Here is a 25,799-nt window from a genome sequence, read left to right on the forward strand (position 1 = left end):
GTAGCCCGATACACCGGGGTTCTTGCACAATCCTGCGTAATTGAGGTCTGGGGCTCGCGTGCGGCGCCCTGCGCGACTAAGCTGCGCGGCATGCCTAATCCCACAGTCCTCACCCTCGTCCCGCCGGCCGATGCCGCTGCCGCCGAGCAGTGGCGCCTTGACCAGCGCATGACCGAACTCGCTGCCCTGATCCTGCGGCACAGCCCCGGCGACGGCCTGCACGCCACCAGCATCCCGCGCCTGCAACTGGTGCGCCTGGCGGCGCCGCAACTGCCGATCTGCGGCATCTACACACCCTCGGTGTGCATCCTGGCGCAGGGCCGCAAGCGGGTGACGCTGGGCAACGAGGTTTATGTCTACGACCGTTCGCGCTACATCGTCGGTGCCGTCGGCCTGACCGTGACCGGCGAGGTGGTTGACGCCACGCCCGAGCAGCCCTACCTGTGCTTTCGGCTGGACTTCGATCCGCGGCAGATCGCCGAGATGGTGCTGGAGCTGGGCCTGCCCATGCCCGCCAAAGGCACGGCGCGCGGCCTGTTCCTGGAAAACGCGAGCCTGTCCATGGTGGACGCCGCGGTGCGCCTGATCAGCCTGCTCGACACTCCCGAGGACATCGGCGCGCTGGCGCCACTGGCCGAGCGTGAACTGCTCTACCGCCTGCTGCGCAGCGCGCAGGGCTGGCGCCTGATCCAGGCCGCGACGCAAGACACCCATGCGCACCGCATCGACCACGCCATCCGCTGGCTGCAAGAGCGCTTCACCGAGCCGCTGCGCATCGACGTCATGGCCGAGGCCGCCCACATGAGCAGCTCCGCCCTGCACCATCACTTCAAGGCCGTCACTGCCCTCAGCCCGCTCCAGTACCAGAAGCGGCTGCGGCTGCAGGAGGCGCGCCGGCTGCTGATGGCCGAATCGCTCGATGCGGCCACGGCCGGGCACCGCGTGGGTTACGAGAGCCCCTCGCAGTTCAGCCGCGAATACGCCCGCCTGTTCGGCGCCCCGCCCGCGCGGGATCTGCAGCGCATGCGGGAGCAGAACGCGCCGCTGGCCATCGCGTCCTAGCAGAGCAGCGATGGCGGTCTTCACGGAAGGCATTGGCAGTGTGGATGGCATGGCGACTCCTTTCGGGTCCGGCAACGATGGGCAACACGCGTCCCGCCGGCGCACACGGCGCCGGAAAATCCGGGACTACGGGGAAGGGGGCGGGGTACGGCTACGGCCGCGGTTCAGGTACTTCGAAGAACGCCTGGAACTGCTGCAGCACCGCAGGGCCGCAAGCACATTCGTTGTCTTCTGGCGCAAACAGCGCATCCGGCCAGTTGTCGGTGGCGCTCAGCACCCGGCTGGTGACCGCGATGCCGGCACTGCGCAGCCGCTCGGCGTAGGCCATGGCTTCGTCGCGCATCGGGTCGTCGTCGCCAGCCAGCACCAGCGTGGGCGCCAGGTTCGTCAGGCGCTGCACGCTGCCCGGCACCGCGTAGGGATGCTCGGCATCCATGGGGCTGCGCAGGAAGGCCTGCCAACCTTCGGTCCATTTGCATTTGCCGTTGTCGCAGGTGACGGACTCGCGCAGCGAGGGCGTGCCGGTGCAGGGGTCGAGCATGGGCGACACCAGGATCTGCCCGGCCAGCGGCGGGTGCCCGCGGTCACGCGCAATCAGCGCCACCGACGCGGCCAGGTTGCCGCCGGCTTCTTCGCCCGCCAGGTACAGGCGCACGCGCCGGCCGGCCAGTTGCACGCGCTGGCGGTAGACCGCCTCCAGTGCCGCAAAGCCGATCTCGACCGGTTCGGGGAAGGGGTGCTCGGGCGCCAGCGGGTAGGCCAGCGACACCGCCACCGCGCCGGCGCGGGCCAGCAGCCGCGCAACGTAGGCGCCGTTGTCCAGGCCACCGGCCACGAAGGCGCCGCCATGGAAGTGCAGCACCAGCGGCGTACCACCGCCGGGCTGGCGCCGGCCATAGAGGCGCGCCGCTACCGGTGCACGGCCCGGCAGGTCGAGGGCGATGTCCTGCTCCGGCACGGCCGCAGGCAACCCGGCAGGGGCGGCGGCAAGGGTGGGATCGCGGTCGGTGGACATGGTGGTCTCGGGCAGTGGTCGGGCAGGTGGTCGAAGAAGGCGTCGGCGAGATGGGCAGTGGGTGTACTGTAGGCCCACGTCCCCTGAGGATAAAGCCTCCGTACGCCAGCGCTCTGTTTCCACAACGCCAACAATCGCGGGGTTTGCAGCGGCCAGAATCCGCCGCCCCCGGCACAACTGGGTTAGACACTAGGAAAGCACATGGACCAGATCCAGGCCATGCGGGCCTTTACCCGCGTCGTAGAAGCGGGCACCTTTACCAAGGCGGCAGATTCACTCTCGCTGCCCAAGGCCTCCATCACCAAGCAGATCCAGGCGCTGGAGGCGCGCCTGCAGGTGCGCTTGCTCAACCGCACCACGCGCCGCGTCACCGTCACGCCCGATGGCGCCGCCTATTACGAGCGCACCGTGCGCCTGCTGAGCGACCTCGACGACATCGAGGCCAGCATGACCAACGCCCAGGCCAGCCCCAGGGGCAAGCTGCGCGTGGACGTGGGCTCGTCCATCGCGCGGCTGATCCTGATCCCGGCGCTGCAGAGCTTCTACGACCGTTATCCGGACATTCAGCTGGACCTGGGCGTGGGCGACCGCCCGGTGAACCTGATCACCGACAACGTCGACTGCGTGATCCGTGGTGGTGAATTGACCGAGCAGTTCCTGGTGGCGCGGCGCATCGGCCGCCTGCCCTTCGTCAATGTGGCCGCGCCCTCTTATATAGAGCGCCATGGGGTGCCACAACACCCGCATGACCTGAGCGAGGACCACTACACGATCCGCTTCTTCTCCCCGCGCACCGGCCGCCTGTTCCCGCACGAGTTCGACAAGGATGGCGAACACCTGGAGCTGGACACGCGCTACAAGCTCTCGGTCAACGAAAGCAACGCCCACATGGCGGCCCTGCTGGGGGGGCTGGGCATCAGCCAGGCGGCACGCTTCCTGGCCGCGCCCTACCTGGCCAGCGGTGAACTGGTAGAGGTGCTGCCCGACTGGCAGCACCCGCCACTGCCGGTGCACGTGGTCTACCCGCCCAACCGCCACCTGAGCGCCAAGGTGCGGGCCTTTGTGGACTGGGCGGCGGAGCTGTTTGCACAGCATCCGCACCTGCGGTCCTCCTAGCGATGTCCTCTGTGGACATTTTTTTGATGAAATATGCCTCTATCCCAGGTGCAGCCTGGGCTTATAGCTATCTATTTGATAGTTGTGGTCCCGCGCCTTGCCGGCATCAACCGGCGTAGAGCACGGCGCGCGGCCCGCGGCACAGGCCCCATAGCCGCATGCCGGCCTGCCGCGCAATCTGCACCGCCAGCCCCGTGGGGGCCGAAATGGTCGCCAGCGCCGGCACGCCCAGGCGCGCGCACTTGCGGGCCAGCTCGTAGCTGGCGCGGCTGGACATGACGACAAAGCCCGGCTCGCCCAAGCGTCCCTGGGCGGCCAGGCGGCCCAGCAGCTTGTCGAGCGCGTTGTGGCGGCCCACGTCTTCCAGCACATCCGTCAACCGACCGTCCGGCAGCGCCCAGCCGGCGGCGTGCAGGGAGCCGACCTGCGCATTCAGCGGCTGCAGCGCAGCCAGGCCGTCGAAGGCCGCGAGCACGGTGCGCGCATCCAGCGCCTGCAGCCAATCGGGCTGGGGCACCTGCTCGGGCAGCAGGTCCAGCGCCTGCAGGCTGTCGATGCCGCAGACGCCGCAGCCGGTGCGGCCCGCCAGCGCGCGGCGCCGGTCCTTCAGGCGGGCAAAGCAGCGGCTGGCGACTTCCAGGTGCACCTCGATGGCGGGGGTTTCGGGGTCGTCGTCCGTACTGGTGGCGGCGCGGCGCAGCTCTATGCCGTAGCAATCTGCCGGCGTGTCGAGCAGGCCTTCGCTCAGCGCAAAGCCCAGGGCGAAGGCCTCCAGGTCCTGCGGCGTGGCCATCATGACGGCGTGCGACAGGCCATTGAAGACCAGCGCCACCGGCACCTCGGCGGCGACCAGATCGCTGTCGGCGGCGGACTGCAGCTGGCCGCTGGCCAGTTGCTGGCGCTGCACCTGCACGGGGATCAGCGGTGGCGGCAGTGGAGCGTCTTCGGCAGTCATGGCGCAATCATGGCGCAGCTATGCGGCCAGCCTGCGCCAGCCCGGCCTCGGTCAGCCGCACCATCCAGCGCTCGCCCACGTGTTCCACCTGCACCCAGCCGGGCCCGGCCTGCCCGCCAATGCGCGCACTGCCCATGAGCGAGAGCTGGCGCATCACCGTGCTGGCCTCCAGTTGCAGGCGCTTGCCCAGGCGCGGCAGGGACACGGCACCGGCGCCCTCTTCTGCCAGCGCCTGCAGGATGGCAACAGCCAGCGGCGGCGTGCTCACACGACGGCTTGCGCCAGAGCGGCGCTGTGCGCAGGCGTGCTGGCAGCATGCGGCACCAGCACCACCGGGATCGATTTGGAGGTAGGCGTGCCGGCGTTGAGCGCCACCGACTCCAGCGGCACCAGCGGATTGGTCTCGGGGTAGTAGGCCGCCAGGCAGCCGCGCGGGATGTCGTATTGCACCAGCTTGAAGCGGTCGGCATGGCGCTCCTGGCCATCGTCCCAGACCGTGCGGATGTCGACCCAGTCGCCATTCTTCAGGCCCAGCGCGTGGATGTCTTCGGCGTGGATGAAGACCACGCGGCGCTGGCCGAACACGCCGCGGTAGCGGTCGTCGTGGCCGTAGATGGTGGTGTTGTACTGGTCGTGCGAACGGGTGGAGAGCAGGTTGAACACCTGCGTGTCGCGCAGCCGCGCCCGGGCGCGGTGCACCGGCGTGTCCAGCGGCACCGGGTGCACGAAGAACTCAGCGCGCTGCGAGGCGGTGTTCCAGATGCGTTCGCTGGCGGTATTGCGCAGGCGAAAGCCGCCCGGGTGCGCGATGCGGTGGTTGAAGTCCTTGAAGTCGGGGAACACGGCTTCGATCAGGTCGCGGATGCGGGCGTAGTCCTCGATCAACCAGAGCCAGTTGATATTGCTGCGTGCGCCCAGCGTGGCATGCGCCAGCCGCGCGACGATGGCCGGCTCGGACAGCAGCTCCTCCGACGCCGGCGGGTTGATGCCCACGGAGATGTGCACCATGCTCATGGAGTCTTCCACCGTCACGCCCTGCGGGCCGGCGGCCTGCATGTCGATCTCGGTGCGGCCCAGGCAGGGCAGGATCAGCGCCTCGCGGCCATGCACGATGTGGCTGCGGTTGAGCTTGGTGGTGACATGCACGGTCAGGTCGCAGCGGCGCAGCCCCTTCCAGGTCTCGAAGGTGTCGGGCGTGGCCGCGGCAAAGTTGCCGCCCAGCGCGAAGAACACCTTGCCACGGCCGTCGCGCATGGCGGCGATGGATTCCACCGTGTCCAGCCCATGCGCGCGCGGCGGCGTGAAACCAAACACCTCTTGCAGCTTGTCGAGCAGGGCGGCCGGCGGCTTCTCCCAGATGCCCATGGTGCGGTCGCCCTGCACATTGCTGTGGCCGCGCACCGGGCACGGCCCGGCGCCCGGGCGGCCAATGTTGCCGCGCAGCAGCAGCAGGTCGGTGATCAGTTGGATGGTGGCCACCGAATGCGTGTGCTGGGTAATGCCCATGCCCCAGCAGGCGATCACGCTGCCGGCATTGCAGTAGACCTCGGCGGCCTCGCGGATCTGCGCCTGCGGCAGGCCGGACTCGGCCTCGATGCGCTCCCAGGATTCGGCGCGCAGGTCATCCAGCAGCGCCTCCAGGCCACGCGTGTGCTGGGCGATGAAGGCGCGGTCCAGCAGCTTGTCGCCGGCGTCCTCGCGCTCGACCAAGTGCTTCATCATGCCCTTGACCGCAGCCAGGTCGCCGCCCACCTTGAGCTGGAAGTAATGCGTGCTGATGGGCGTGGAGCCCATGGTCGCCATCTCGAACTTGTCTTGCGGATCGGCGAAGCGCTCGAGCCCGCGCTCGCGCAGCGGGTTGAAGCTGACGATCTTGGCGCCGCGCTTGTGCGCCTCGCGCAACTCACCCAGCATGCGCGGGTGGTTGGTGCCGGGGTTCTGGCCAAAGATGAAGATGGCGTCGGCGTGCTCGAAATCTTCCAGCGTCACCGTGCCCTTGCCAATGCCAATCTGCGGCCGCATGCCGCTGCCGCTGGGCTCGTGGCACATGTTGGAGCAGTCGGGGAAATTGTTGGTGCCGTACTCGCGCACGAACAGCTGGTACAAAAACGCCGCCTCGTTGCTGGCCCGGCCCGAGGTGTAGAAGATCGCCTGGTTCGGGTCCGGCAGCGCGTTCAGGTGGCGCGCAACCAGCGCAAAGGCGTCGTCCCAGCTGATGGGCACGTAGTGGTCGGTGGCCGCGTCATAGACCATGGGGTGCGTCAGGCGGCCCTGGTCTTCCAGCCAGAAGTCGCTCTGGCGCGCCAGCTCGGCCACGCTGTATTGCGCGAACAGCTCGGGCCCGGTGCGGCGCGCGGTGGCCTCGGCCGCCACGGCCTTGGCGCCGTTCTCGCAGAACTCGAAGGTGGATGCATGGTTGCGGTCCGGCCAGGCGCAGCCCGGGCAGTCAAAACCATCTGGCTGGTTGGCCGACAGCAGCGTGCGTGCCCCCTTGATCGGGATGTCTTGCTGCTTCAGGTGCCGGCCCACCGAGCGCAATGCGCCCCAGCCGCCAGCCGGGCCTTTGTAGATTTCGATTTTTTGTTCGCTCATCGCAGTCTCCTGGGCTTGCATTTGCGGATTGGACACCCGCCGGGCGGTGCCGTGCACGGCAGAACCGCTATGCCGGGGTTTTGAAAGTGGCTGCAGCGTCGGCCAGCGCCGCCGCCTGCTCGCGCATGCGCAGGGCGGCGGCTGCGGCCTGCTCGACCAGCGCCGCGTTCTGCTGCGTCATTTGCTCGATACGCCCGACGCTCTGGTGGATATTGCCGATGCCACTGCTTTGCTGCCCGCTGGCAGCGGCAATTCCCTCTATCAGTCCGGTAACTTCGGCAATCGAGTGGGCAATTCCCTGCATTGAGCGGCGAGCATCATCCACCAGCCCGCCACCGGCGTCCACCCGCTCGACAGAGGCCGCGATCAGGCCACGGATCTCACGCGCGGCGCTGGCCGAGCGCTGCGCCAGCGCCCGCACCTCGGCCGCCACCACGGCAAAGCCACGGCCCTGCTCGCCGGCACGCGCGGCCTCTACCGCAGCGTTGAGCGCCAGGATGTTGGTCTGGAAGGCAATGCCGTCGATGATGCCGATGATGTCCTGGATGCGGTGCGCGCCCTCGCGGATTTCGCCCATGGTGACCACCACGCGCTCCACCGCAGTGCCGCTCTGGCCGGTGGCCTGCGACACCGCAGCCATCAGGCCGTTGACGCGCCGCGCATGCTCGGCGTTCTGCGCCACGGTTGCCGTCAGTTGCTCTAGCGCCGAGGCGGTGGCATTCACCTCGCCGGCCTGCTGCTCGGTACGTGCGGCCAGGTCGGTATTGCCGGCGGCAATCTCGCGGGTCGACAGGCGCAGCCCCTCGGCGCCAAGCCGCACATGGCCTACCAGGCCCGCCAGGCCCACTCCAATGCCGTTGATGGCCTGCAGCATCTGGCCGATCTCGTCGCGCCGCGCCACGTGCATCTGGGTGGTGAGGTCGCCAGCGGCAATGCGCTGCGCTGCGCCACGGCCCTCGGCCACCGGGCGTGCAATGCCGCGCTGCGCCATGCCGTACACCAGCGCCGCCACCAGCAGCGGCAGCATGCAAAGGGCAATGTCCCAAGCGAGTGGCAAGCGTGGCAACACCAGCCAGGCCAGGCCCCACAGCAGGTACTGCAGCGCCAGCGCCGACAGCGCCAGGCGCCCTGCCACGTTCAGCGCGGGGATCTCGCTGACATCCAGTCCGACATAAAGCACGCCCACCACCTGGCCCGAGGCATCGCGCACCGGGTCGTAGCGGGTCATGTTCTGGCGCCCGAACACGGTGGCGTAGCCGGCATACGAACGCCCCGCCAGCAGAGCGCTGTAGCCAGGGTGGGAGCGGTCAAGCAGCGTGCCCACGGCACGCCCGCCGTCCTGCTTGCGCACCGACGTGGCGATGCGAAGGAAGTCGCTGCCCTGGCGGACGAACACCGTGGCGCGTACACCGGTCTGCGCGGTGAAGCGGTCGGCTACCGCGAAGTCGCCGTTGAGCAGCTTGCCGCCGCACAGCAGGGTCGGCGCCCCGGCCTGGGAAGCGCCCAGGCTGAAGGCGCCGGCATGCTCGGCCGCAAAGCGCTGCGCCGCTGCATTGATCCGACGCCGCAGGGAGCCGGGCAGCGGCATATGCAGCAATTTACTGGAAGAACTTGGCAGCACTCACCAAGGTTCGATAAATGCCCCAGGCCAGCGGAATGCCCACGGCCAGCCAGGCCAGGGGCACCAACACCGGGCTGGTGCTGCCACCCACGCCAGAGCCGGCGCCGACTTCAGCGGCCGCCGATTTCTCGTGGGCCAGCTTCTTCTCGATGGCCAGTTCTTCTTCGGTCATGAACCACTTGTCGGCCAGCGGGCGCACCAGCAGGTTGGCGATCAGGCCGATCACCAGCATGCCGACCAGGATGTACATGGTCTGGTTGTAGACCTGCTCGCGCGGCAGGCCCAGGCCCAGTTGGTACTCGCGCATGTAGTTGACGACCACCGGGCCCAGGATGCCGGCGGTGGCCCAGGCGGTCAGCAGGCGACCGTGGATGGCGCCGACAAACTGCGTGCCGAACAGGTCGGCCAGATAGGCGGGCACCGTGGCAAAGCCGCCACCGTACATGGACAGGATGATGCAGAAGGCCGCCACGAACAGCAGCTTGCTGCCAGCCGCGGCCGAGCCGGGAATGCTGGCGTAGAGCAGGCCACCCAGCACGAAGAAGGCCACATAGGTCATCTTGCGGCCGAGCTTGTCAGACAGGCTGGCCCAGAAGAAACGGCCGCCAATGTTGAACAGTGACAGCAGCGCGGTGAAGCCGCCAGCCACCGCAGCAATGGCCGCCAGCTGGGTCTTGTCGAGTTCGCCGAACTTCTGCTGCACGCCAATCAGCGCGCCGCCAAACACCTCTTGCAGCATGGGCGAGGCCATGCCGATCACGCCAATGCCGGCGCTCACGTTCATGCACAGCACGATCCAGACCAGCCAGAACTGCGGAATGCCCCAGACCTTCTTCACGTGCACGTGGCGCTGCGTGATCATGGCGCTGGCACTCGCAGGCGGCGGCGTCCAGCCGGCCGGCTTCCAGCCCGTGGCCGGCACGCGGTAGCCGAGTGCGCCGGCCATCATGAAGACGAAATACACCAGCGCCATGACGACGAAGGTCTGCATCACGCCCACGTCGGTGGGGGTGGCGAAGGTTTTCATCAGGTCCACTGCCAGGGGCGAGCCGATCATCGCGCCGCCGCCAAAGCCCATGATGGCCATGCCGGTGGCCATGCCGCGCCGGTCCGGGAACCACTTGATCAGTGTCGAGACGGGCGAGATATAGCCCAACCCCAGCCCGATGCCGCCGATCACGCCCGAGCCCAAAATCATCAGCCAGAACTGGTGCAGGTGAATGCCCAGCGCCGACAGCAGCATGCCGCCACACCAGCACACGGCCGACACTACGCCAGCCTTGCGCGGGCCGGCGCGCTCGAGCCAGCCGCCCCAGATCGCGGCCGAGCAGCCCAGGAACACGAAGAACAAGGTGTACATCCAGCCCAGCGTGGCAATGCGCCAGTCACAGCCGGAGGCGAACAGTTCGGCAAAGAAGCTCATGTCCTTGGCACAGGCCTGCGCGCCGGTGCCGGCCGTGGACAAGGCCTTGGACAAAGGCAGCCAGAACACCGAGAAGCCATAGGCCATGCCGATGCACAGGTGAATGGCCAGCGCTGCGGGGGGAACCAGCCACCGGTTGAAGCCGGGGCCGGCTATGGTGCGTTCCTTGTCCAGAAAACCGGGCATGCATCTCTCCTCTGTGAGTGGCGAGCCTGGACATCCAGGCCCTTATTTGTAGAGCGCGCGAGTGTGCTGTTACTAACTGATGCAGGTCAAATTCAATTGCCATATTGGGCAATTCGAAAACTAAATGAGGCTTTGCCTCATTCCTGACTCAATCGTCGAAGTCGCCGGTGTGGGCCGCCACGCGCTGCAGCCAGTCGGCCTCGCGGGCCAAGGCCAGGGCCGCATCCAGCGCGCGCGAAGGCCGCGCCCCCGCCTGCAGGATGAAGCCGACCGGCGTATGCACCTCCGGGTGTATCAGCGGCAGCGCCTCCAGCGTGCCGTAGCCGCGCACCGCATCCACCAGCGCGCCGGGCAGGATGCTGCAGACCTCGCCCACCACCACGCTCAACACCAGGGCCAGGATGGAGTTGGTCTCGATCGCCGGCTTGACCTGCGCGCCGGCCATGGCCAGGGCGCTGTCGATGATGGTGCGGTTGTGCATTTCCTCGGTCAGCAGGCACAACGGGTGCTGCGATGCCTCTTTCCAGGACACCGCCGGGCCCAGGGCCATGCGCGCCGGCGCAGCCAGCGCGGCACGGCGCACCAGGTAGTAGCGCTCGGTGTACTGCGGCAGCGCCGTCAGCCGCAGGCCGCGCTCGCCCAGGCGGTCGGTGTAGCCCAGGCCGATGTCGAGCGACAGCGCATCCAGGTCCATCTCGATCTCGGGCGAGCTCATGGAGCGCACCACCGGCAGGATGCCCGGGTGGCGCGCCTGCAACAGTGCGGCAAAGCGTGCCACCACCGGCACCGCGGTTGGCACGGCGCCGATGCGCAGGGTGCCACGCGGGCGGTCTGCGCCGCTGTGCAGCTCGTCTTGCAGCAAGGTGTGCTCGCGCAGCATGCGCTGGGCGGTGGACAGCACGCGCTCGCCTTCGTGGGTCAGGCCGGCATAGGCACGGCCCCGCTGCACGATGACCACGCCAAACTCCTGCTCCAGCGCGCGCAAGGCGTTGGACAGCGCCGGCTGCGTGATGTGGCAGGCCTGCGCCGCGCGGCCGAAGTGGCGGTGCTCGTTGAGCGCCACCAGGTAGCGCATGGAAGCCAGCAGATTCACGTTGCGGCTGCAGGCATCACGTGTTCTGGCTGACCGTGATCGTCGGGAAGCGGCTGGAGAAGTCCTTGGTGCGGCCGGCCAACGCCACCGCCACGCGCTGGGCAATGTCGCGGTAGAGCGCCGCATGCGGGCCCTCGGGCGCGGCGGCCACGGTGGGTGTGCCGCCGTCGGCCTGCAGGCGGATGTCCAGCGCCAGCGGCAGTGCGCCCAGGTAGTCCATGCCGTACTCGGTGGCCAGGCGCTGGCCGCCGCCCTCGCCAAAGATGTGCTCTGCATGCCCGCACTGGCTGCAGATGTGCACCGCCATGTTCTCCACCAGGCCCAGCAGCGGCACGCCCACTTTCTCGAACATCTTCACGCCCTTCTTGGCGTCGATCAGCGCAATGTCCTGCGGCGTGGTGACGATCACGGCGCCGGCAATCGGCACGCGCTGGCTCAGCGTGAGCTGGATGTCGCCGGTGCCGGGCGGCATGTCGACCACCAGGTAGTCCAGGCCCTTCCAGTTGGTCTGGCGCAGCAGTTGCTCCAGCGCCTGCGTGGCCATGGGGCCGCGCCAGATCATGGCCTGGTCGGGCTCGACCAGAAAACCGATGGACATCACCTGGATGCCATGGGCCACCAGGGGTTCCATGGTCTTGCCGTCGGTGCTGGCGGGCTTTTGCCCGGCAATGCCCATCATGGTCGGCACGCTGGGGCCGTAGATGTCGGCATCGAGCAAGCCGACGGTCGCCCCTTCAGCCGCCAGCGCCAGCGCCAGGTTGGCCGCCGTGGTGCTCTTGCCCACGCCGCCCTTGCCCGAGGCCACGGCGACGATGTTCTTTACCTCGGGCATGGGCTGCAGGCCGCGCTGCACCGAGTGGGCGACGATGCGGGTGGTGATTGCCACCTCTACCGCCTGCACGCCCGGCACCTGGCGCGCCGCCGCCGTGAGCGCCTCGCGCAGCGCCGCGTGGCGGCTGGCGGCCGGATAGCCCAGCTCCACGCCGAAGCGCACGTTGCCTTGCCCGTCCACCGCCAGGTCGCGCAAAGCGCGGGTAGAGACGAAATCCTTGCCGGTCACGGAATCCACGACCGTCGCCAATGCGCCCAAGAGCGCCTGTTCTGTAGCTGCCATACGTACTTTCCTGATATGCGGTGAGTCTAGCGAAGCCATTCATCAACCAATAATCGCCCTCTATGTTCCGCTCCGCCAAAGTCCCCGCCGCCCCCGCCGTGCCCCTCACCGGCCTGCTGCTCACGGGCGGCGGCGCCCGTGCCGCCTACCAGGTCGGGGTACTGGAAGCCATTGCCGACCTGCGGCTGGCAGCCGGCGCCCAGCGGCAGGGCAATCCGTTTCCGATCATTGCCGGCACCTCGGCCGGCGCCATCAACGCATCCGCCCTGGCCTGCGGCGCCGATGACTTCGACGGCACGGTGCGGCGCGTGGCGCAGGTCTGGCGCAACATCCAGACCGAGCAGGTCTACCGCGCCGATGCCCTCAGCATGCTGCGCAGCGGCGCGCGCTGGCTCAGCCTGCTGTCCTTGGGCTGGGCGCTGACGCGCTGGCGCCGGCTGCGGCCGCGCTCGTTGCTGGACAACAAGCCGCTGGAGGGGCTGCTGACCACCTTGGTCCCGCTGGTACGCCTGCCACGGCTGATCCGCCAGGGGCACTTGCATGCGCTGGCCGTGACCGCCTCCAGCTACAGCTCGGGCGAGCACGTGACCTTCTTCGAGGCCGGCCGCCGCACCGAGCCCTGGGTGCGCTCACAGCGCATGGCCGTGCGCGATCGCATCACCACGGCGCACCTGCTGGCTTCCTCGGCGATTCCCTTCGTCTTCCCGGCGACGCCGCTGGAGTTCGACAACCGGCTCGAATACTTCGGCGACGGCTCGATGCGCCAATCAGCCCCCATCGCGCCGGCCATCCACCTGGGCGCCGAACGCATCCTGGTGATTGGCGCCGGGCGCTCGCTTGAGCCGCGCGCCCCGGCCGTGCTCCACACGACGGCCAGCTACCCCACGCTGGCGCAGATCGCCGGCCATGCGCTGTCCAGCATCTTCCTGGATGCGCTGCCGGTGGACGTGGAGCGGGTGCAGCGCATCAACCAGACGCTGGCCCTGATACCGGCCAAGGCGCTGCACGCCAGCAAGCTGCGCCCCATCGAGCTGCTGGAGATCTCACCCTCCGAGCGCCTGGACGGGGTGGCGGCGCGCCACGTGCAGGCGCTGCCGCCAGCCGTGCGCAGCCTGCTCGCCGGGCTGGGCGTGGCCCCGCACGGGACCGATGCGCGCAGCGCCGCGCTGGCGAGCTACCTGCTGTTTGAGGCCGGCTACACGCGCGAGCTGATGGCCCTGGGCCGGGCCGACGCGCTGCGCCAGCGTGCCGAGATCTGCCAATTCTTCGGCTGGGATGCCTCTTTGGTGCGGCAGGTGGCGCCGTAAAATCCCAGGTTCGCCCACCCGCGGCGACTGACCGATTGCCGAAAGCCCGCCCTCCGATGTCCCAACGCACACTCTTCGTCACCACCGCCCTGCCGTATGCCAACGGCAAGTTCCACATCGGCCACATCATGGAATACATCCAGGCCGATACCTGGGTGCGGTTCCAGCGGATGCAGGGCCATGCGGTGAACTTCGTCGGTGCCGACGACGCGCATGGCGCGCCGATCATGATCGCGGCCGAAAAGGCCGGCATCACACCGCAGCAATTCGTCGCCAACATCGCCGCCGGCCGCAAGGAATACCTCGACGGCTTCCACATCCAGTTCGACAACTGGCATTCCACCGACGCGCCCGAGAACCATGAACTCGCGCAGCAGATCTACCTCGACCTGAAGGCCGCCGGCCTGATCGAAACCCGCACCATCGAGCAGTTCTTCGACCCCGAGAAGAACATGTTCCTGCCAGATCGCTTCATCAAGGGCGAATGCCCGCGCTGCCACAGCAAGGACCAGTACGGCGACAACTGCGAGAACTGCGGTGCCGTCTATGCACCGACCGACCTGATCAACCCCTACTCGGCCTTGTCCGGCGCCAAGCCGGTGCTGAAAAGCTCGGAGCATTTCTTCTTCCAGCTGTCGGACCCGCGCTGCGTGGAATTTTTGGAGCGCTGGACGCAGGATGGCCGGCTGCAGCCCGAGGTGGCCAACAAGGTCAAGGAATGGTTCAGCGTGCGCACCAACCCGGACGGCAGCACCAGCGAAGGCCTGGGCGACTGGGACATCAGCCGCGACGCGCCCTACTTCGGCATCGAGATCCCCGATGCGCCGGGCAAGTACTTCTACGTGTGGCTGGACGCGCCAGTGGGCTACCTGGCATCGCTCAAGAACCTGCTGGGCAAGCGCGGCCAGGACTACACCGCCTACATGGCCAACCCGGCGCTGGAGCAGTACCACTTCATCGGCAAGGACATCGTCACCTTCCACACGCTGTTCTGGCCGGCGATGCTGCATTTCAGCGGCCGCAAGACGCCCGACAACATCTTTGTGCACGGCTTCCTCACCGTGAACAACGGCGAGAAGATGAGCAAGAGCCGCGGCACCGGCCTGGACCCGCTCAAGTACCTGGGCCTGGGCATGAACCCGGAATGGCTGCGCTACTACCTGGCGGCCAAGCTCAATGGCCGCAACGAAGACATCGACTTCAACCCCGAAGACTTCATGGCCCGGGTCAACAGCGACCTGGTGGGCAAGTTCATCAACATCGCCTCGCGCGCGGCCGGCTTTCTTGCCAAGCGCTTTGGCGGCCAGCTCGGCACGGTGAGTGAAGACGGGCAGGCCCTGCTGGCCACCCTGCGCGCGCAGGCCGCCACCATCTTCGACGCCTTCGAGAAGCGCGACACCGCCCGCGCCGTGCGCGAAACCATGCTGCTGGCCGACCGCGTGAACGAATACGTGGACGCCAACAAGCCCTGGGAGCTGGCCAAGCAAGAAGGCCAGGACGCACGCCTGCAGGACGTCTGCACCACCTGCATCGAGGCCTTCCGCCTGCTCTGCATCTACCTGAAGCCCGTGCTGCCGGCCCTGGCCGCACAGGTCGAGGTCTTCCTGAACGCCAAGCCGCTCAGCTCGGCCGACGCGCAAACGCTGCTGGGCGCGGGCCACAGCATCGGCGCCTACCAGCATCTGATGCAGCGCGTGGATGTGAAGCAGCTGGACGCATTGTTCGAGCCGCCTGCAGCGCCCGAGCCTGAGGCCACCGTGCCCGGCGGCGAGGAACTGGCGCCCACCATCGGCATCGACGACTTCGCCAAGATCGACCTGCGCATTGCCCAGATCGTGAACTGCGAGCCGGTCGAGGGCTCGACCAAGCTGCTGCGCCTGACGCTGGACGTGGGCGAAGGCCGCCACCGCAACGTCTTCAGCGGCATCGCCAGCGCCTACAAACCTGAGCAGTTGATCGGCAAGCTGACCGTGATGGTCGCCAACCTGGCGCCGCGCAAGATGAAGTTCGGTATTAGCGAAGGCATGGTGCTGGCCGCCAGCCACGCCGACGAGAAAGCCCACCCGGGCATCCACGTGCTGGAGCCATGGCCAGGCGCGACGCCGGGCATGCGGGTGGGCTAAGAGCGTTCGTCAGACTCGCCGGTGCGAAATAAAGCCGTAGATCACCAGCAGGATGATCGCGCCCACGATGGAGGCGATCCAGCCGGCCGGCTGGCCCACTGCGTACCAGCCCATGGCCTGGCCGATGTAGCCGGCCACAAAGGAGCCGGCAATGCCCAGCACGATGGTCATGATCCAGCCCATGCTGTTGTTGCCAGGCTTGAGCGCTCGGGCGATCAGGCCCACGATGAGGCCGACGATCAGGGTTCCGATGATGGACATGAAGCGATTCCTTTCAGGGTGACGGGGGCGGGAGTGCCTCGATCCCAAGCCTGTTTATAGAAAGGCCAGGCCGCCAGCCTGTGACGCGGTGTAAGCAGCGGGCCGGATCAGCCCCCCGCCCGCTGCGCCTCGGACTGCGGGTCCAGCGTGCTGCCGGTGCGCAGTACCCGGCCGTCGGGGCCGAAGGTGGTGCTGAACACCATGGCGGTATTGGGCGGCTCCAGGTAGCGCCAGTCCCAGATCGTCTCGCCGGTGCGGGCAAAGGGCGTGTCCTTCATGGGCCGGCCGAGCCGGCGCCGCACCTCTTCCGCCGCCATGCCGGGCTGGATCTGGGCGAAGTTGGCGGGCGTCAGCACCTGGCGCAGGGCGCTCATCTTGCCGTCTGCGCCTATGGTGATCATGTAGTTGCGCTGCCCGGCGGGCTGGCGGTTGTACTCGAAGGTGCGGGCGCCGCCGGCTTCGGGCCAGACGCGCTCGGGCTCGCCGAAGGTGCGGCGCACGTCGGCTTCGGTGGAAACACCCTCTTCCAGCGCCCGGATGCGGTCACCGTCACAACCGGCCAGCCAACAGACCATGGCCAGCAGCCCCGCCTGCGCCCAAACCCGCCAACTCCTGTTCATACCTATCCCCCGGTAAAATCGCGGGTTCCACGATAGCAGCCTGCCATGTCCATCTTCAATCGCCCCCACTACACCTCCGATGCCACCCAGTTCATCGACCAGCTCAAGCAGCAGAAGCCGACGCTGGAGGCCGAACAGCGTGCCGGTCGGGCCTTGCTGTGGGACAAGAACGTGGACCGCAGCGCCTCCCAGGAATACCGCGACGGCAACGTGCCGCAAAAGCCCTACGTCTACCAGACCGACGCCAGCTGATTTTTTAAAGAAAAGTGGCTGAAACGCAGGCTACACGCCGGCTTATAGCTATACTTTAAATAGCACCCAAAGAATGTCCGCCAAAGCGCAAGCCAGCGCAGCCCTTGCCGCAGCGCCGGTCGCCGGCAGCCAGCCGGAGGTGGTGGACCAGGTCGCACTGGCCCGGCTCTATGGCGAGCCGCTGTTTGCGATGCCGACCGACCTCTACATCCCGCCGGATGCGCTGGAGGTCTTCCTCGAAGCCTTCGAGGGCCCGCTGGACTTGCTGCTCTACCTGATCCGCAAGCAGAACTTCAACATCCTCGACATCCCGATGGCCGGGCTGACGCGGCAGTACCTGTCCTATGTGGACGAGATCCGCAGCCGCAACCTGGAGCTGGCGGCCGAGTACCTGCTGATGGCGGCGATGCTGATCGAGATCAAGTCGCGCATGCTGTTGCCGCCCAAGAAGGTGGCCGAGGGCGAAGAGCCCGAAGACCCGCGCGCCGAGCTGGTACGCCGCCTGCTCGAATACGAGCAGATGAAGCTCTCGGCCGCGCGCCTGAACGAAATGCCGCAGCTGGGCCGCGACTTCCTGCGGGCGCAGGTCTACATCGAGCAAAGCCTGCAGCCGCGCTTTCCCGATGTGGAGCTGGCTGACCTGCAATCGGCCTGGCGCGACATCCTCAAGCGCGCCAAGCTGGTACAGCACCACAAGATCACCCGCGAAGAGCTGAGCGTGCGCGAGTACATGAGCATGGTGCTCAAGACCTTGCAGGGCCGCCGCTTTGTCGAGTTCGAAGAGCTGTTCCAGCCCGAGAAGGGCTCGACCGTGCTGGTCGTCACCTTCATCGCGCTGCTGGAACTGGCCAAGGAAACCCTGGTCGAAATCACCCAGGCCGAGGCCTTTGCGCCGATCTACGTGCGCCTGGCATTCACCCCGGCATGACGCGCGCCGCGCAGCGGCCCTCCCCTGCAAGCATGAATTCTTCAAGTTTCGATGTCCTGATCGTCGGCAGCGGCCTCGCCGGCCTGTCGGCCGCGCTGCACCTGGCGCCACGGCACCGCGTAGCGGTGCTGACCAAGGGCGTGCTGGCCGAGGGCTCCAGCCAGTGGGCGCAGGGCGGCATCGCCGCCGTGCTGGCCGAGGGCGACAGCGTGGACGAGCACCTGCAAGACACGCTCATCGCCGGTGCCGGCCTGTGCGATACCGCTGCGGCGCGCTTCGTGGTCGAGCAGGCGCCCGCCGCCATCGCCTGGCTGGAGACACTGGGCGTGCCCTTCTCGCGTGAAGACGGCGCGCTGCACCTCACGCGCGAAGGCGGCCACAGCCAGCGCCGCATCGTGCATGCCGCCGACGCCACCGGCGCCGCCGTGCAGCGCACGCTGATAGAGCGCGTGCGCGCCACGCCCGGCATCACCCTGCTTGAAGGCCACGTACTGGTGGACCTGATTACCGACGGCACGGGCAGCAGCCGCCGCTGCGTGGGCCTGCATGCGCTGGACACGGCCACCGACCGGGTCGCCACCTTCGGCGCGCGCCAGGTGGTGCTGGCCACCGGCGGTGCGGGCAAGGTCTACCTCTACACCACCAACCCCGACAGCGCGACTGGCGACGGCATTGCCGCGGCCTGGCGCGCCGGCTGCCGCGTGGCCAACATGGAGTTCATGCAGTTCCACCCGACCTGCCTGCACCATCCGCATGCCAAGTCCTTCCTGATCAGCGAGGCGCTGCGCGGCGAAGGCGGCCAGTTGGTGCTGCCGGCCTCGGCCGGGGGCACGCGCTTCATGCCCGCGCACGACGCGCGTGCCGAACTGGCGCCGCGCGACATCGTCGCCCGCGCCATCGACTTCGAGATGAAGAAGCACGGCCTGGACTGCGTCTACCTCGACATCTCGCACCAGAGCCCGGCCTTTCTGCACGAGCACTTCCCGACCATCCTGGCACGCTGCGCCGAGCTGGGCATAGACATCACCAAAGAGCCGATCCCCGTGGTGCCCGCCGCGCACTACACCTGCGGCGGCGTGCAAACCGACCTGGACGGCCGCACCGACCTGGCCGGCCTCTACGCCATTGGCGAGACCGCCTGCACCGGCCTGCACGGCGCCAACCGGCTGGCCAGCAACTCGCTGGTCGAATGCATGGTGTTTGCGCGTGCGGCGGCCACTGCCATTGATGCAAGCCCCGCCGCAGCCCCGCCCGCGCAGCACCCCTGGGACGACAGCCAGGTGACCGACGCCGACGAGTCCGTGGTCATCTCCCACAACTGGGACGAGCTGCGCCGCTTCATGTGGGACTACGTGGGCATAGTGCGCACCAACAAGCGGCTGGAGCGCGCCGCGCACCGCATCGCGCTGCTGGCGGCAGAGATCCACGAGTTCTACGCCAACTTCCACGTCAGCCGCGACCTGCTGGAGCTGCGCAACCTGGTGCAGGTGGCCGACCTCATCGTGCGCTCGGCCCAGGCGCGGCATGAGAGCCGTGGCCTGCACTTCAGCCGCGACTATCCCGACACTGCCGCAGCCGCCATGCCCACCGTACTTACTCCCTGAACACCATGGCCTACAGCGTCAAGGAAATCTTCTACACCCTGCAAGGCGAAGGCGGCCAGGCGGGCATGCCCGCCGTGTTCTGCCGCTTTGCCGGCTGCAACCTCTGGAGCGGCCGCGAAGAAGACCGTGCCAGCGCCATCTGCCGCTTCTGCGATACCGACTTTGTCGGCACCGACGGCACGCTGGGCGGCAAGTTTGCCAATGCCACAGCACTGGCCGCGCAGATCGCCGCGCAGTGGCCGCAGCACGACCGCGCGCACCGGCTGGTGGTGCTCACCGGCGGCGAGCCGCTGCTGCAGGTCGACACCGCACTGGTCGATGCGCTGCACGCAGAGGGCTTTCGCATTGCCGTGGAAAGCAACGGCACGCTGGCCGCGCCCGCCGGCATCGACTGGCTCTGCATCAGCCCCAAGGCCGGCGCGCCCTGGGTACAAAAGCGCGGCCAGGAGCTGAAGCTGGTCTGGCCGCAACCAGGTTTTGACCTGGACGCGCTGGAGGCCGGCACCGATTTCCCCAACCGCTTCCTGCAACCCATGGACGGCCCCGACCAGGCCGCCAACATCGCCCATTGCATTGCCACCTGCATGCAGCGGCCCGCCTGGCGCCTGAGCCTGCAGACGCACAAGCTCACCGGCATTCGCTAGTTTTTGTCTCCCATGCAGTTCACCGTCCGCCAACGCTTTTTCTTTGATGCCGCCCACACGCTGGAGCGCGAGATCGAAGTCGAAGGCAGCCGCCGCATCCACGGCCATACCTACCAGGCAGAGATCGCCGTCACCGGCCCGCGCGATGCCGACAGCGGCATGGTGATTGACCTGGGCCATCTGCGCCTGCGCATAGCAGCGCTGCGCGAGCGGCTGGACCACCATCTGCTGGACGAAGTCCCCGGCCTGGGCAAGCCCACGCTGGAGAACCTGTGCCTGTTCATTGCCCAGGCGCTGCAGGACCTGCAGCCGCCGCTGTCGCAGGTGCGCGTCTGGCGCGCCTCGGTGGGCGATGGCTGTACGCTGGATCTGTAGACCCTTCACCTCTTCACAAGGACATCACCATGCCCCACCTGACCGTCGAATACAGCCGCAACCTTGCCGACCTGCCTGCCGCCCAGGTGCTGCGCGAACTGAACGAAGTGCTGACCGCCAGCGCCGAGATCGCGCAGGAGTCAGACCTGAAATCGCGCCTGGTGGTGCATGACAGCTTCCAGGTGGGCACCGCACCGGAAGCCCGCGCCTTCGTGCACGCCCAGTTGCGCCTGCTGGCCGGCCGCTCGCCCGAGGCCAAGCGCGACCTGTCGGACCGCATCGCCGGCGTGCTGCGCCGCCTGGTGCCGCGCCCCGAAGGGCTGCGGGTGGCGCTGAGCGTGGAGATCGTGGATATGGACCGCCCCTCGTACACCAAGGAACAGCTGGCGCCTTGAGCGGGCGCATGCGGCCTCAAGGCCATCCCTTGCAAGGTCTTTGAGATATCCCTGCGCCTGTGTGCCTTGCGGGCGGCGGGTGCCGGGAGTTCGCCCCGGCGGGCGAGTAACTTTCTCTTGTGTCGCCAAGAGAAAGTCACCAAAGAGAAGGCGACCCCACGTGCTGCGTCCCCTTCGCTTCGCTGCGGGGCAACCTGCGGTACTCGCGTCAGGCGGGGTCTCGCCCAAACTCGCCTTCGGCTCAAACAAGGGCGATCCCTTATCCGCCTGACGCTGCGCTCCTCGGCGCATCCCGAGGGGACCCGGGACAGCCATACGGGCCTTCGCTGCGCTCGGCCCGGCACCCCACGAGAACTACCGAACAGATCACAAGACCTTGAAAGGGATGGGCCTCAGGGCACAAAGCCCGAGCGCCGCACCACCGGCTCCCACTGCTGGCGAAAGTCCTTGAGCATCTTGGCCGTCTCTGCCGGCGTGCTGGCCACCGGCGTCAGGTAAAGGCCGGTGATGGTCTTTTGCAGCGCCGGGTCCTGCATGACGTCAAGAATGGCCCGGGCCAGCACCTGCACCTTGGGCGCGGGCATGGTGCTGGGCGCGAAGAAGGCGTTCCAGCCGCTGGCGTCTATCTTCAGCCCCGACTCCTTGAAGGTCGGGATGCCCTTGGCAAATGCGCTGCGCTGCGTGCCCGATGTGGCCAGGATGCGCACCTTGCCCGCCAGGTGCTGCGGGTAGAGCGAATCGAGCGTGTCGATGGCCACCGGCAGCTTGCCATCGGCCAGGTCGGCCACGACCGGCGCCGAGCCCTTGTAGCCATTGATCTGCGGCCGGATGCTGACGGCATCGCCCAGCATCAGGCCAAAGAAGTGCGGCAGGCTGCCGGTGGCGGGCACGCCGAACACGGCATCCTGCGGATGGGACCAGAGCCAGCTGATCAGGAACATCACGCGGTCCAGCGGCAGCTTGGTGCCCACCGCCAGCGCAAAGTCGTAGCTCGACACCTCGGACACCGGCACGAAGTCCTTGTCCGGGTCGTAGCCCGTGTCCTTGAACAGCAGGGGCGCCACCACCATCACCGCCGGGTTGCCCAGCATCAGCACGTTCTGGTTGGCCGGTGTGCGCTTGACCTGCTGCGCGGCCAGCCGGCCGCCGTCGCCGGGGCGGTTCTCTACCGTCACCGGCACGCCCAGCTTGGGCGCCAAGCGCTCTGCCACCAGGCGGGCGACACGGTCGGTACTGCCGCCCGGGGCGTAGCCGACGACCAGGGTCAGCGGGCCGTCCAGCAGCGCATCGGCCTGCGCGCCGCCGGCGGCCAGCAGCAGGCCCAGCGCAAGCGCAGGCAAGCGCAGCCAGCGGGCAAGGCTCATGGCTCGAAGCCCGAGCGCTGCACCACCGGCTGCCACTGCGCGCGGAAGGCCTTGAGCATGCCGGCCGTCTCGGCCGGCGTGCTGGCCACCGGGCTCAGCTGGATGGACTCGAAAGAGGCGCGCATGGCCGGGTCCTGCATCACCTCGCGGATCGCCTGGCCCAGCAGTTGCACCTTGGCCGCCGGCATGGAGCGCGGCGCGAAGAAGGCGTTCCAGCCCGTGGCGGCGATGTTGAAGCCGGCCTCCTTGAAGGTCGGGATGTCTTTGGCGTAGCTGGCGCGCTGCGTGCCCGACATGGCCAGGATGCGCAGCTTGCCCGCAACATGCTGCGGGTAGACCGAGTCGAGCGTGTCGATCGCCACCGGCAACTGCCCGCCGACCAGGTCGCCCACCAGCAGCGCCGAGCCGCGGTAGCTGATGATCTCGGGCTTGACGCCCACGGCATCGCCCAGCATCAGGCCAAAGAAATGCGGCAGGCTGCCCGAGGCCGGCACGCCGAAGTTGGCCTTCTCGGGGTTGGCCTTGAGCCAGGCCACCAGGTGCGACAGCTCGCGCACCGGCACCTCGCGCGACACCGCCACGGCGAACTGGTAATCGCCCACGTTGGACACGGGCACAAAGTCCTTGTCCGGGTCGTAGCCCGCGTCCTTGAACACCAGCGGGGCCACCACCATCACCGCCGGGTTGGCCAGCATCAGCACGTTCTGGTTGGCGGTGGCGCGCTTGACCACCTGGGCGGCGATGCGGCCGCCGGCACCGGTGCGGTTTTCGACGATCACGCTCACGCCCAGCTTGGGGCGCAGCTTCTCGGCCACCAGGCGCGCAATGCGGTCGCTGGTGCCGCCGGGCGCGTAGCCCACCACCAGGGTCAGCGTGTCATCCAGCGCAGCGGCCGATACCTGGCCGGCGGCCAGCAACAAGCCCAGCAGCGCAAGGCGCCGCCGGGAAATAGGTTTAGTCATGGGAAATCCTCCAGAATGGCCGTCGCGCGCCGCGCAGGCGCTGTGGCAAATTTATATATCGGCGACAGATAGTTGATCTAATCCATCATCCCGCCACCGGCGCGCAGTGTGAGAAGCGCGTCACACTTTTCCATGAAGCCCCTGCCCACCGCCTCCACCCTGCTGTCGCCGCAATGCCTGGAGGACCTGCTGCTCTACCAACTTGCACGCACGGTGCGCGTCTGCGGCAGCATGGCCACGCGCCTAGTCGAGGGCGGCTTTGGCATCACCCGCCGCGAATGGGGCATGGTGGCAAGCCTGTACGGCGCCGGGGAAATCACCTCATCCGCGCTGGCCGAGCGGCTGCACCTGGACCGCGTGCGCACCTCGCGCGCGCTGCAAGGCCTGGTGAAGAAAGGCCTGGTCGAGCGCCGGCATGGCCCGCAGGATAGACGCGAAGTACGGGTGCAGCTAAGCGACAACGGCCGGCAACTGTACGCAGAGCTGTTCCCCCGCATTGCCCGGCTCAATACCGAACTGCTGGCCGACATCGCCCCCGCGCAGGTCGAGGTGCTGCTGCAATGCCTGCAGCAACTCGAAGCACGCGGGCAGGCGCTGCAGCAGATGGGCCACGTCACCGACAAGGCCGACCGGCGCACCGGCGGGGCGCAACGCCGGCGCTGGGCAGAGCCGGCGGTTTAGAGCCAAAAGTACCTCTAGCCCTTACCCCACCTGGGCTATTAGCTATTTATTTAATAGCACACCAATCTAAGCCGCGCCTATGCCCGGCACCATCGCCCCCGCCGACGCTTGCGCCTTCAATGCCGCAGTAAACGCCAGCATGCGGTCTATCGGCCGGCGTGCCAGCGGGATCAGCGCCGGGTCCACCTGCACCGCGTTGGCGCCGGTTTCCAGTACGCGCGCCACGTCGGCCAGGCCGTTCATGGCCATCCACGGGCAGTGCGCGCAGCTCTTGCAGGTGGCGCTGTTGCCGGCGGTGGGCGCCTCGATGAAGGTCTTGCCCGGGTTCAGCGTGCGCAGCTTGTGCAGCATGCCGTTGTCGGTGGCGACGATGAAGGTGTCTGCATCCAGCTCGCGCGCAGCCTTCAGGATGCCCGAGGTGGAGCCCACGGCGTCAGCCAGCGCCACCACTTCAGCCGGCGACTCGGGGTGCACCAGCACCTTGGCCTGCGGGTAGTCGCGCTTGAGCGCTTCCAGCTCGAAGGCCTTGAACTCGTCGTGCACGATGCAGGCGCCGTTCCAGAACACCATGTCGGCGCCGGTCTCGCGCTGGATGTAGCCGCCCAGGTGGCGGTCTGGCGCCCACAGGATCTTCTCGCCGCGCGCCTTCAAGTGGCCCACGATCTCCAGCGCGCAGCTGGAGGTCACCAGCCAGTCGGCGCGCGCCTTTACCGCCGCGCTGGTGTTGGCGTAAACCACCACGGTGCGGTCCGGGTGCGCGTCGCAGAAGGCGCCAAAGGCGTCAGCCGGGCAGCCCAGGTCGAGCGAGCAGGTGGCGTCCAGATCGGGCATCAGCACGGTCTTCTCGGGCGACAGGATCTTGGCCGTCTCGCCCATGAAGCGCACGCCCGAGACGACCAGGGTCTGCGCCGCGTGGTCGCGGCCAAAACGCGCCATCTCCAGCGAATCACTCACCAAACCACCGGTTTCCTCGGCCAAGTCCTGCAGATCGGGGTGCACGTAGTAATGCGACACCATGACCGCATTGCGCTCGCGCAGCAGGCGCCGGATGCGCTCCTTCAGCGCCGCGCGCTCGGCCTGCGAGGGCTCGGGCGGCACGCGCGCCCAGGCGTGGCGCGTGGCACAGGCTGCGCCGGCGTCTTCCTGCGGCTGCTCGTATTCGACGTCGATGGTGGGGGTGTTCATTTTTCAGTACTCATTACGCGAAGCGCGCAGCCTGGAGGTGTCACAAAAACCGCATTGAAAAGTCCACGGCCTTGACGTCTTTGGTCAACGCGCCAATCGAGATGCGATCCACACCCGTGGCAGCCAACCCGCGCACGCTGTCCATGGTGACGCCGCCCGAAATCTCCAGCACCGCGCGGCGCTCGCCCGCGGCCTCGTTGCGGCGCACGGCCTCGTGCAGTTGCGCCGGGTCCATGTTGTCGAGCAGCACCATGCGGGCGCCGGCGGCCAGCGCCTCGTCCAGTTGGGCCAGGGTCTCGACCTCGATCTCGATAAAGCGGGCCTGCGCCGCCACACGGGCCGCCGCCTGCAGCGCGGCCGTCACGCCGCCGGCTGCGGCGATGTGGTTCTCCTTGATCAGCACGGCGTCGAACAGGCCAATGCGGTGGTTGGTGCCGCCGCCGGTGCGCACCGCGTATTTCTGCGCCAGGCGCAGGCCGGGCAAGGTCTTGCGCGTGTCGACGATCACGGCGCGCGTGCCCTGCACCGCCGCCACGTAGGCCGCCGTCTTGGTGGCGACGGCACTCAGCAGTTGCAGGAAGTTGAGCGCGGTGCGCTCGGCGCTCAGCAGCGCGCGGGCGTCGCCTTCCAGCTCCAGCACGACCTGGTCGGCGTTGCAGCGCTCGCCCTCCTGCACATGCCAGGTGATGCGCGCCTGCGGGTCCAACTGGCGCAGCGTGGCCTCGACCCAGGGCGCGCCGCACAGCACGGCCGATTCACGCGCCAGCACCCGTGCGCGGGCGGGCTGGTTGGCCGCTACCAGGCCGGCGGTCAGGTCGCCCGCGCCCACGTCTTCCTGCAGTGCGCGCGCTGCGTCGGCGCGGGCCAGTTCCACCATGCGGACTGGCGAGAAATCAAAGGGATTTGTCATGGGCGCGGAGG

25 protein-coding genes are annotated in these 25,799 nt (G+C 68.0%); 11 read left to right on the forward strand and 14 right to left on the reverse strand.

Translation table 11 applies throughout. The features are described from left to right. The first annotated feature begins 90 nt into the window (after window positions 1-90). Window positions 91-1,062, forward strand: coding sequence for an AraC family transcriptional regulator (locus tag AAFF27_22785; GenBank protein ID XAH22788.1), 972 nt, complete (start codon window positions 91-93; stop codon window positions 1,060-1,062). Window positions 1,063-1,213: 151 nt separating this feature from the next. On the opposite strand, the gene AAFF27_22790 is transcribed toward AAFF27_22785, so the two are convergent. Further along, entirely contained in the window at window positions 1,214-2,077 is an 864-nt protein-coding gene (locus AAFF27_22790; GenBank protein XAH22789.1) for an alpha/beta hydrolase, read from the reverse strand. Between the two features lie 201 nt (window positions 2,078-2,278). On the opposite strand from AAFF27_22790, the gene AAFF27_22795 reads away from it, so the two are divergent. Beyond that, window positions 2,279-3,193 (forward strand): LysR family transcriptional regulator, encoded by a 915-nt coding sequence (locus tag AAFF27_22795; GenBank protein ID XAH22790.1) that lies wholly within the window; start codon window positions 2,279-2,281, stop codon window positions 3,191-3,193. Window positions 3,194-3,299: 106 nt separating this feature from the next. On the opposite strand, the gene fdhD is transcribed toward AAFF27_22795, so the two are convergent. The 7 genes from fdhD to apbC form a co-directional block, all read right to left on the reverse strand. Continuing rightward, the gene (gene fdhD / locus AAFF27_22800) at window positions 3,300-4,148 is read right to left on the reverse strand and encodes a formate dehydrogenase accessory sulfurtransferase FdhD (GenBank protein XAH22791.1); all 849 of its coding nucleotides are present in this window, start codon (window positions 4,146-4,148) and stop codon (window positions 3,300-3,302) included. Between the two features lie 7 nt (window positions 4,149-4,155). Continuing rightward, window positions 4,156-4,416 (reverse strand): hypothetical protein, encoded by a 261-nt coding sequence (locus AAFF27_22805; GenBank protein ID XAH22792.1) that lies wholly within the window; start codon window positions 4,414-4,416, stop codon window positions 4,156-4,158. Next, window positions 4,413-6,740 (reverse strand): FdhF/YdeP family oxidoreductase, encoded by a 2,328-nt coding sequence (locus tag AAFF27_22810; protein XAH22793.1) that lies wholly within the window; start codon window positions 6,738-6,740, stop codon window positions 4,413-4,415. The genes AAFF27_22805 and AAFF27_22810 overlap by 4 nt, the downstream gene beginning before the upstream one ends. A gap of 67 nt (window positions 6,741-6,807) precedes the next feature. Then, entirely contained in the window at window positions 6,808-8,328 is a 1,521-nt protein-coding gene (locus tag AAFF27_22815; protein ID XAH22794.1) for a methyl-accepting chemotaxis protein, read from the reverse strand. Window positions 8,329-8,338: 10 nt separating this feature from the next. Then, window positions 8,339-9,970 carry an OFA family MFS transporter gene (locus tag AAFF27_22820; GenBank protein ID XAH22795.1) on the reverse strand — a complete coding sequence of 544 codons (1,632 nt, stop codon included), beginning with the start codon at window positions 9,968-9,970 and terminating at the stop codon, window positions 8,339-8,341. Window positions 9,971-10,118: 148 nt separating this feature from the next. After that, window positions 10,119-11,063 (reverse strand): LysR substrate-binding domain-containing protein, encoded by a 945-nt coding sequence (locus AAFF27_22825; GenBank protein ID XAH22796.1) that lies wholly within the window; start codon window positions 11,061-11,063, stop codon window positions 10,119-10,121. 16 nt (window positions 11,064-11,079) lie between these two features. Continuing rightward, window positions 11,080-12,177, reverse strand: coding sequence for an iron-sulfur cluster carrier protein ApbC (gene apbC / locus AAFF27_22830; protein XAH22797.1), 1,098 nt, complete (start codon window positions 12,175-12,177; stop codon window positions 11,080-11,082). A 62-nt stretch (window positions 12,178-12,239) separates the two neighbouring features. Between apbC and AAFF27_22835 the strand changes: the two genes are divergently transcribed. Together AAFF27_22835 and metG are read left to right on the forward strand one after the other, a co-directional pair. Next, window positions 12,240-13,484: a patatin-like phospholipase family protein gene (locus AAFF27_22835; protein ID XAH22798.1), complete on the forward strand. Its 1,245-nt coding sequence runs from the start codon at window positions 12,240-12,242 to the stop codon at window positions 13,482-13,484. 56 nt (window positions 13,485-13,540) lie between these two features. Further along, a complete protein-coding gene (gene metG, locus AAFF27_22840) occupies window positions 13,541-15,607 on the forward strand; it encodes a methionine--tRNA ligase (GenBank protein ID XAH22799.1) in 2,067 nt (688 codons plus the stop codon). 9 nt (window positions 15,608-15,616) lie between these two features. On the opposite strand, the gene AAFF27_22845 is transcribed toward metG, so the two are convergent. Further along, window positions 15,617-15,868: a GlsB/YeaQ/YmgE family stress response membrane protein gene (locus tag AAFF27_22845; GenBank protein XAH22800.1), complete on the reverse strand. Its 252-nt coding sequence runs from the start codon at window positions 15,866-15,868 to the stop codon at window positions 15,617-15,619. Between the two features lie 107 nt (window positions 15,869-15,975). Beyond that, the gene (locus tag AAFF27_22850) at window positions 15,976-16,488 is read right to left on the reverse strand and encodes an outer membrane protein assembly factor BamE (protein XAH22801.1); all 513 of its coding nucleotides are present in this window, start codon (window positions 16,486-16,488) and stop codon (window positions 15,976-15,978) included. A 45-nt stretch (window positions 16,489-16,533) separates the two neighbouring features. Between AAFF27_22850 and AAFF27_22855 the strand changes: the two genes are divergently transcribed. The 6 genes from AAFF27_22855 (at window position 16,534) to AAFF27_22880 (ending at window position 20,686) form a co-directional block, all read left to right on the forward strand. Beyond that, window positions 16,534-16,740 carry a DUF3460 family protein gene (locus AAFF27_22855; protein XAH22802.1) on the forward strand — a complete coding sequence of 69 codons (207 nt, stop codon included), beginning with the start codon at window positions 16,534-16,536 and terminating at the stop codon, window positions 16,738-16,740. A 73-nt stretch (window positions 16,741-16,813) separates the two neighbouring features. Further along, window positions 16,814-17,668 (forward strand): ScpA family protein, encoded by an 855-nt coding sequence (locus tag AAFF27_22860; protein XAH22803.1) that lies wholly within the window; start codon window positions 16,814-16,816, stop codon window positions 17,666-17,668. A 32-nt stretch (window positions 17,669-17,700) separates the two neighbouring features. Next, window positions 17,701-19,272 (forward strand): L-aspartate oxidase, encoded by a 1,572-nt coding sequence (nadB, locus tag AAFF27_22865; protein ID XAH22804.1) that lies wholly within the window; start codon window positions 17,701-17,703, stop codon window positions 19,270-19,272. Window positions 19,273-19,277: 5 nt separating this feature from the next. After that, window positions 19,278-19,916, forward strand: a complete 639-nt coding sequence (queE, locus tag AAFF27_22870) for a 7-carboxy-7-deazaguanine synthase (protein ID XAH22805.1) — start codon at window positions 19,278-19,280, stop codon at window positions 19,914-19,916. 12 nt (window positions 19,917-19,928) lie between these two features. Continuing rightward, a complete protein-coding gene (locus tag AAFF27_22875) occupies window positions 19,929-20,291 on the forward strand; it encodes a 6-carboxytetrahydropterin synthase (protein ID XAH22806.1) in 363 nt (120 codons plus the stop codon). Window positions 20,292-20,320: 29 nt separating this feature from the next. Further along, a complete protein-coding gene (locus AAFF27_22880) occupies window positions 20,321-20,686 on the forward strand; it encodes a 5-carboxymethyl-2-hydroxymuconate Delta-isomerase (protein XAH22807.1) in 366 nt (121 codons plus the stop codon). 392 nt (window positions 20,687-21,078) lie between these two features. Here AAFF27_22880 and AAFF27_22885 read toward each other — a convergent pair whose 3' ends face one another. Together AAFF27_22885 and AAFF27_22890 are read right to left on the reverse strand one after the other, a co-directional pair. Further along, window positions 21,079-22,050 carry a tripartite tricarboxylate transporter substrate-binding protein gene (locus tag AAFF27_22885; GenBank protein ID XAH22808.1) on the reverse strand — a complete coding sequence of 324 codons (972 nt, stop codon included), beginning with the start codon at window positions 22,048-22,050 and terminating at the stop codon, window positions 21,079-21,081. After that, window positions 22,047-23,012 carry a Bug family tripartite tricarboxylate transporter substrate binding protein gene (locus tag AAFF27_22890; GenBank protein ID XAH22809.1) on the reverse strand — a complete coding sequence of 322 codons (966 nt, stop codon included), beginning with the start codon at window positions 23,010-23,012 and terminating at the stop codon, window positions 22,047-22,049. The genes AAFF27_22885 and AAFF27_22890 overlap by 4 nt, the downstream gene beginning before the upstream one ends. A gap of 132 nt (window positions 23,013-23,144) precedes the next feature. On the opposite strand from AAFF27_22890, the gene AAFF27_22895 reads away from it, so the two are divergent. Further along, window positions 23,145-23,693, forward strand: a complete 549-nt coding sequence (locus tag AAFF27_22895; protein XAH22810.1) for a MarR family transcriptional regulator — start codon at window positions 23,145-23,147, stop codon at window positions 23,691-23,693. Between the two features lie 66 nt (window positions 23,694-23,759). On the opposite strand, the gene nadA is transcribed toward AAFF27_22895, so the two are convergent. Together nadA and nadC are read right to left on the reverse strand one after the other, a co-directional pair. Then, on the reverse strand, window positions 23,760-24,878 hold the full coding sequence (gene nadA / locus AAFF27_22900; GenBank protein ID XAH22811.1) for a quinolinate synthase NadA: 1,119 nt from the start codon (window positions 24,876-24,878) through the stop codon (window positions 23,760-23,762). 40 nt (window positions 24,879-24,918) lie between these two features. After that, a complete protein-coding gene (nadC, locus tag AAFF27_22905; protein ID XAH22812.1) occupies window positions 24,919-25,788 on the reverse strand; it encodes a carboxylating nicotinate-nucleotide diphosphorylase in 870 nt (289 codons plus the stop codon). Window positions 25,789-25,799: the final 11 nt, after the last annotated feature.

The organism is Xylophilus sp. GW821-FHT01B05 (assembly GCA_038961845.1).
Taxonomy (GTDB): Bacteria; Pseudomonadota; Gammaproteobacteria; order Burkholderiales; family Burkholderiaceae_C; genus Xylophilus.

Coding starts and splice junctions, on each gene's coding strand:
- AAFF27_22785 (XAH22788.1), top strand. CDS start 91: ATGCCTAATCCCACAGTCCTCACCCTCGTCCCGCCGGCCGATGCCGCT.
- AAFF27_22790 (XAH22789.1), bottom strand. CDS start 2,077: ATGTCCACCGACCGCGATCCCACCCTTGCCGCCGCCCCTGCCGGGTTG.
- AAFF27_22795 (XAH22790.1), top strand. CDS start 2,279: ATGGACCAGATCCAGGCCATGCGGGCCTTTACCCGCGTCGTAGAAGCG.
- fdhD (XAH22791.1), bottom strand. CDS start 4,148: ATGACTGCCGAAGACGCTCCACTGCCGCCACCGCTGATCCCCGTGCAG.
- AAFF27_22810 (XAH22793.1), bottom strand. CDS start 6,740: ATGAGCGAACAAAAAATCGAAATCTACAAAGGCCCGGCTGGCGGCTGG.
- AAFF27_22815 (XAH22794.1), bottom strand. CDS start 8,328: ATGCCGCTGCCCGGCTCCCTGCGGCGTCGGATCAATGCAGCGGCGCAG.
- AAFF27_22820 (XAH22795.1), bottom strand. CDS start 9,970: ATGCCCGGTTTTCTGGACAAGGAACGCACCATAGCCGGCCCCGGCTTC.
- apbC (XAH22797.1), bottom strand. CDS start 12,177: ATGGCAGCTACAGAACAGGCGCTCTTGGGCGCATTGGCGACGGTCGTG.
- AAFF27_22835 (XAH22798.1), top strand. CDS start 12,240: ATGTTCCGCTCCGCCAAAGTCCCCGCCGCCCCCGCCGTGCCCCTCACC.
- metG (XAH22799.1), top strand. CDS start 13,541: ATGTCCCAACGCACACTCTTCGTCACCACCGCCCTGCCGTATGCCAAC.
- AAFF27_22845 (XAH22800.1), bottom strand. CDS start 15,868: ATGTCCATCATCGGAACCCTGATCGTCGGCCTCATCGTGGGCCTGATC.
- AAFF27_22850 (XAH22801.1), bottom strand. CDS start 16,488: ATGAACAGGAGTTGGCGGGTTTGGGCGCAGGCGGGGCTGCTGGCCATG.
- AAFF27_22855 (XAH22802.1), top strand. CDS start 16,534: ATGTCCATCTTCAATCGCCCCCACTACACCTCCGATGCCACCCAGTTC.
- AAFF27_22860 (XAH22803.1), top strand. CDS start 16,814: ATGTCCGCCAAAGCGCAAGCCAGCGCAGCCCTTGCCGCAGCGCCGGTC.
- nadB (XAH22804.1), top strand. CDS start 17,701: ATGAATTCTTCAAGTTTCGATGTCCTGATCGTCGGCAGCGGCCTCGCC.
- queE (XAH22805.1), top strand. CDS start 19,278: ATGGCCTACAGCGTCAAGGAAATCTTCTACACCCTGCAAGGCGAAGGC.
- AAFF27_22875 (XAH22806.1), top strand. CDS start 19,929: ATGCAGTTCACCGTCCGCCAACGCTTTTTCTTTGATGCCGCCCACACG.
- AAFF27_22880 (XAH22807.1), top strand. CDS start 20,321: ATGCCCCACCTGACCGTCGAATACAGCCGCAACCTTGCCGACCTGCCT.
- AAFF27_22885 (XAH22808.1), bottom strand. CDS start 22,050: ATGAGCCTTGCCCGCTGGCTGCGCTTGCCTGCGCTTGCGCTGGGCCTG.
- AAFF27_22890 (XAH22809.1), bottom strand. CDS start 23,012: ATGACTAAACCTATTTCCCGGCGGCGCCTTGCGCTGCTGGGCTTGTTG.
- AAFF27_22895 (XAH22810.1), top strand. CDS start 23,145: ATGAAGCCCCTGCCCACCGCCTCCACCCTGCTGTCGCCGCAATGCCTG.
- nadA (XAH22811.1), bottom strand. CDS start 24,878: ATGAACACCCCCACCATCGACGTCGAATACGAGCAGCCGCAGGAAGAC.
- nadC (XAH22812.1), bottom strand. CDS start 25,788: ATGACAAATCCCTTTGATTTCTCGCCAGTCCGCATGGTGGAACTGGCC.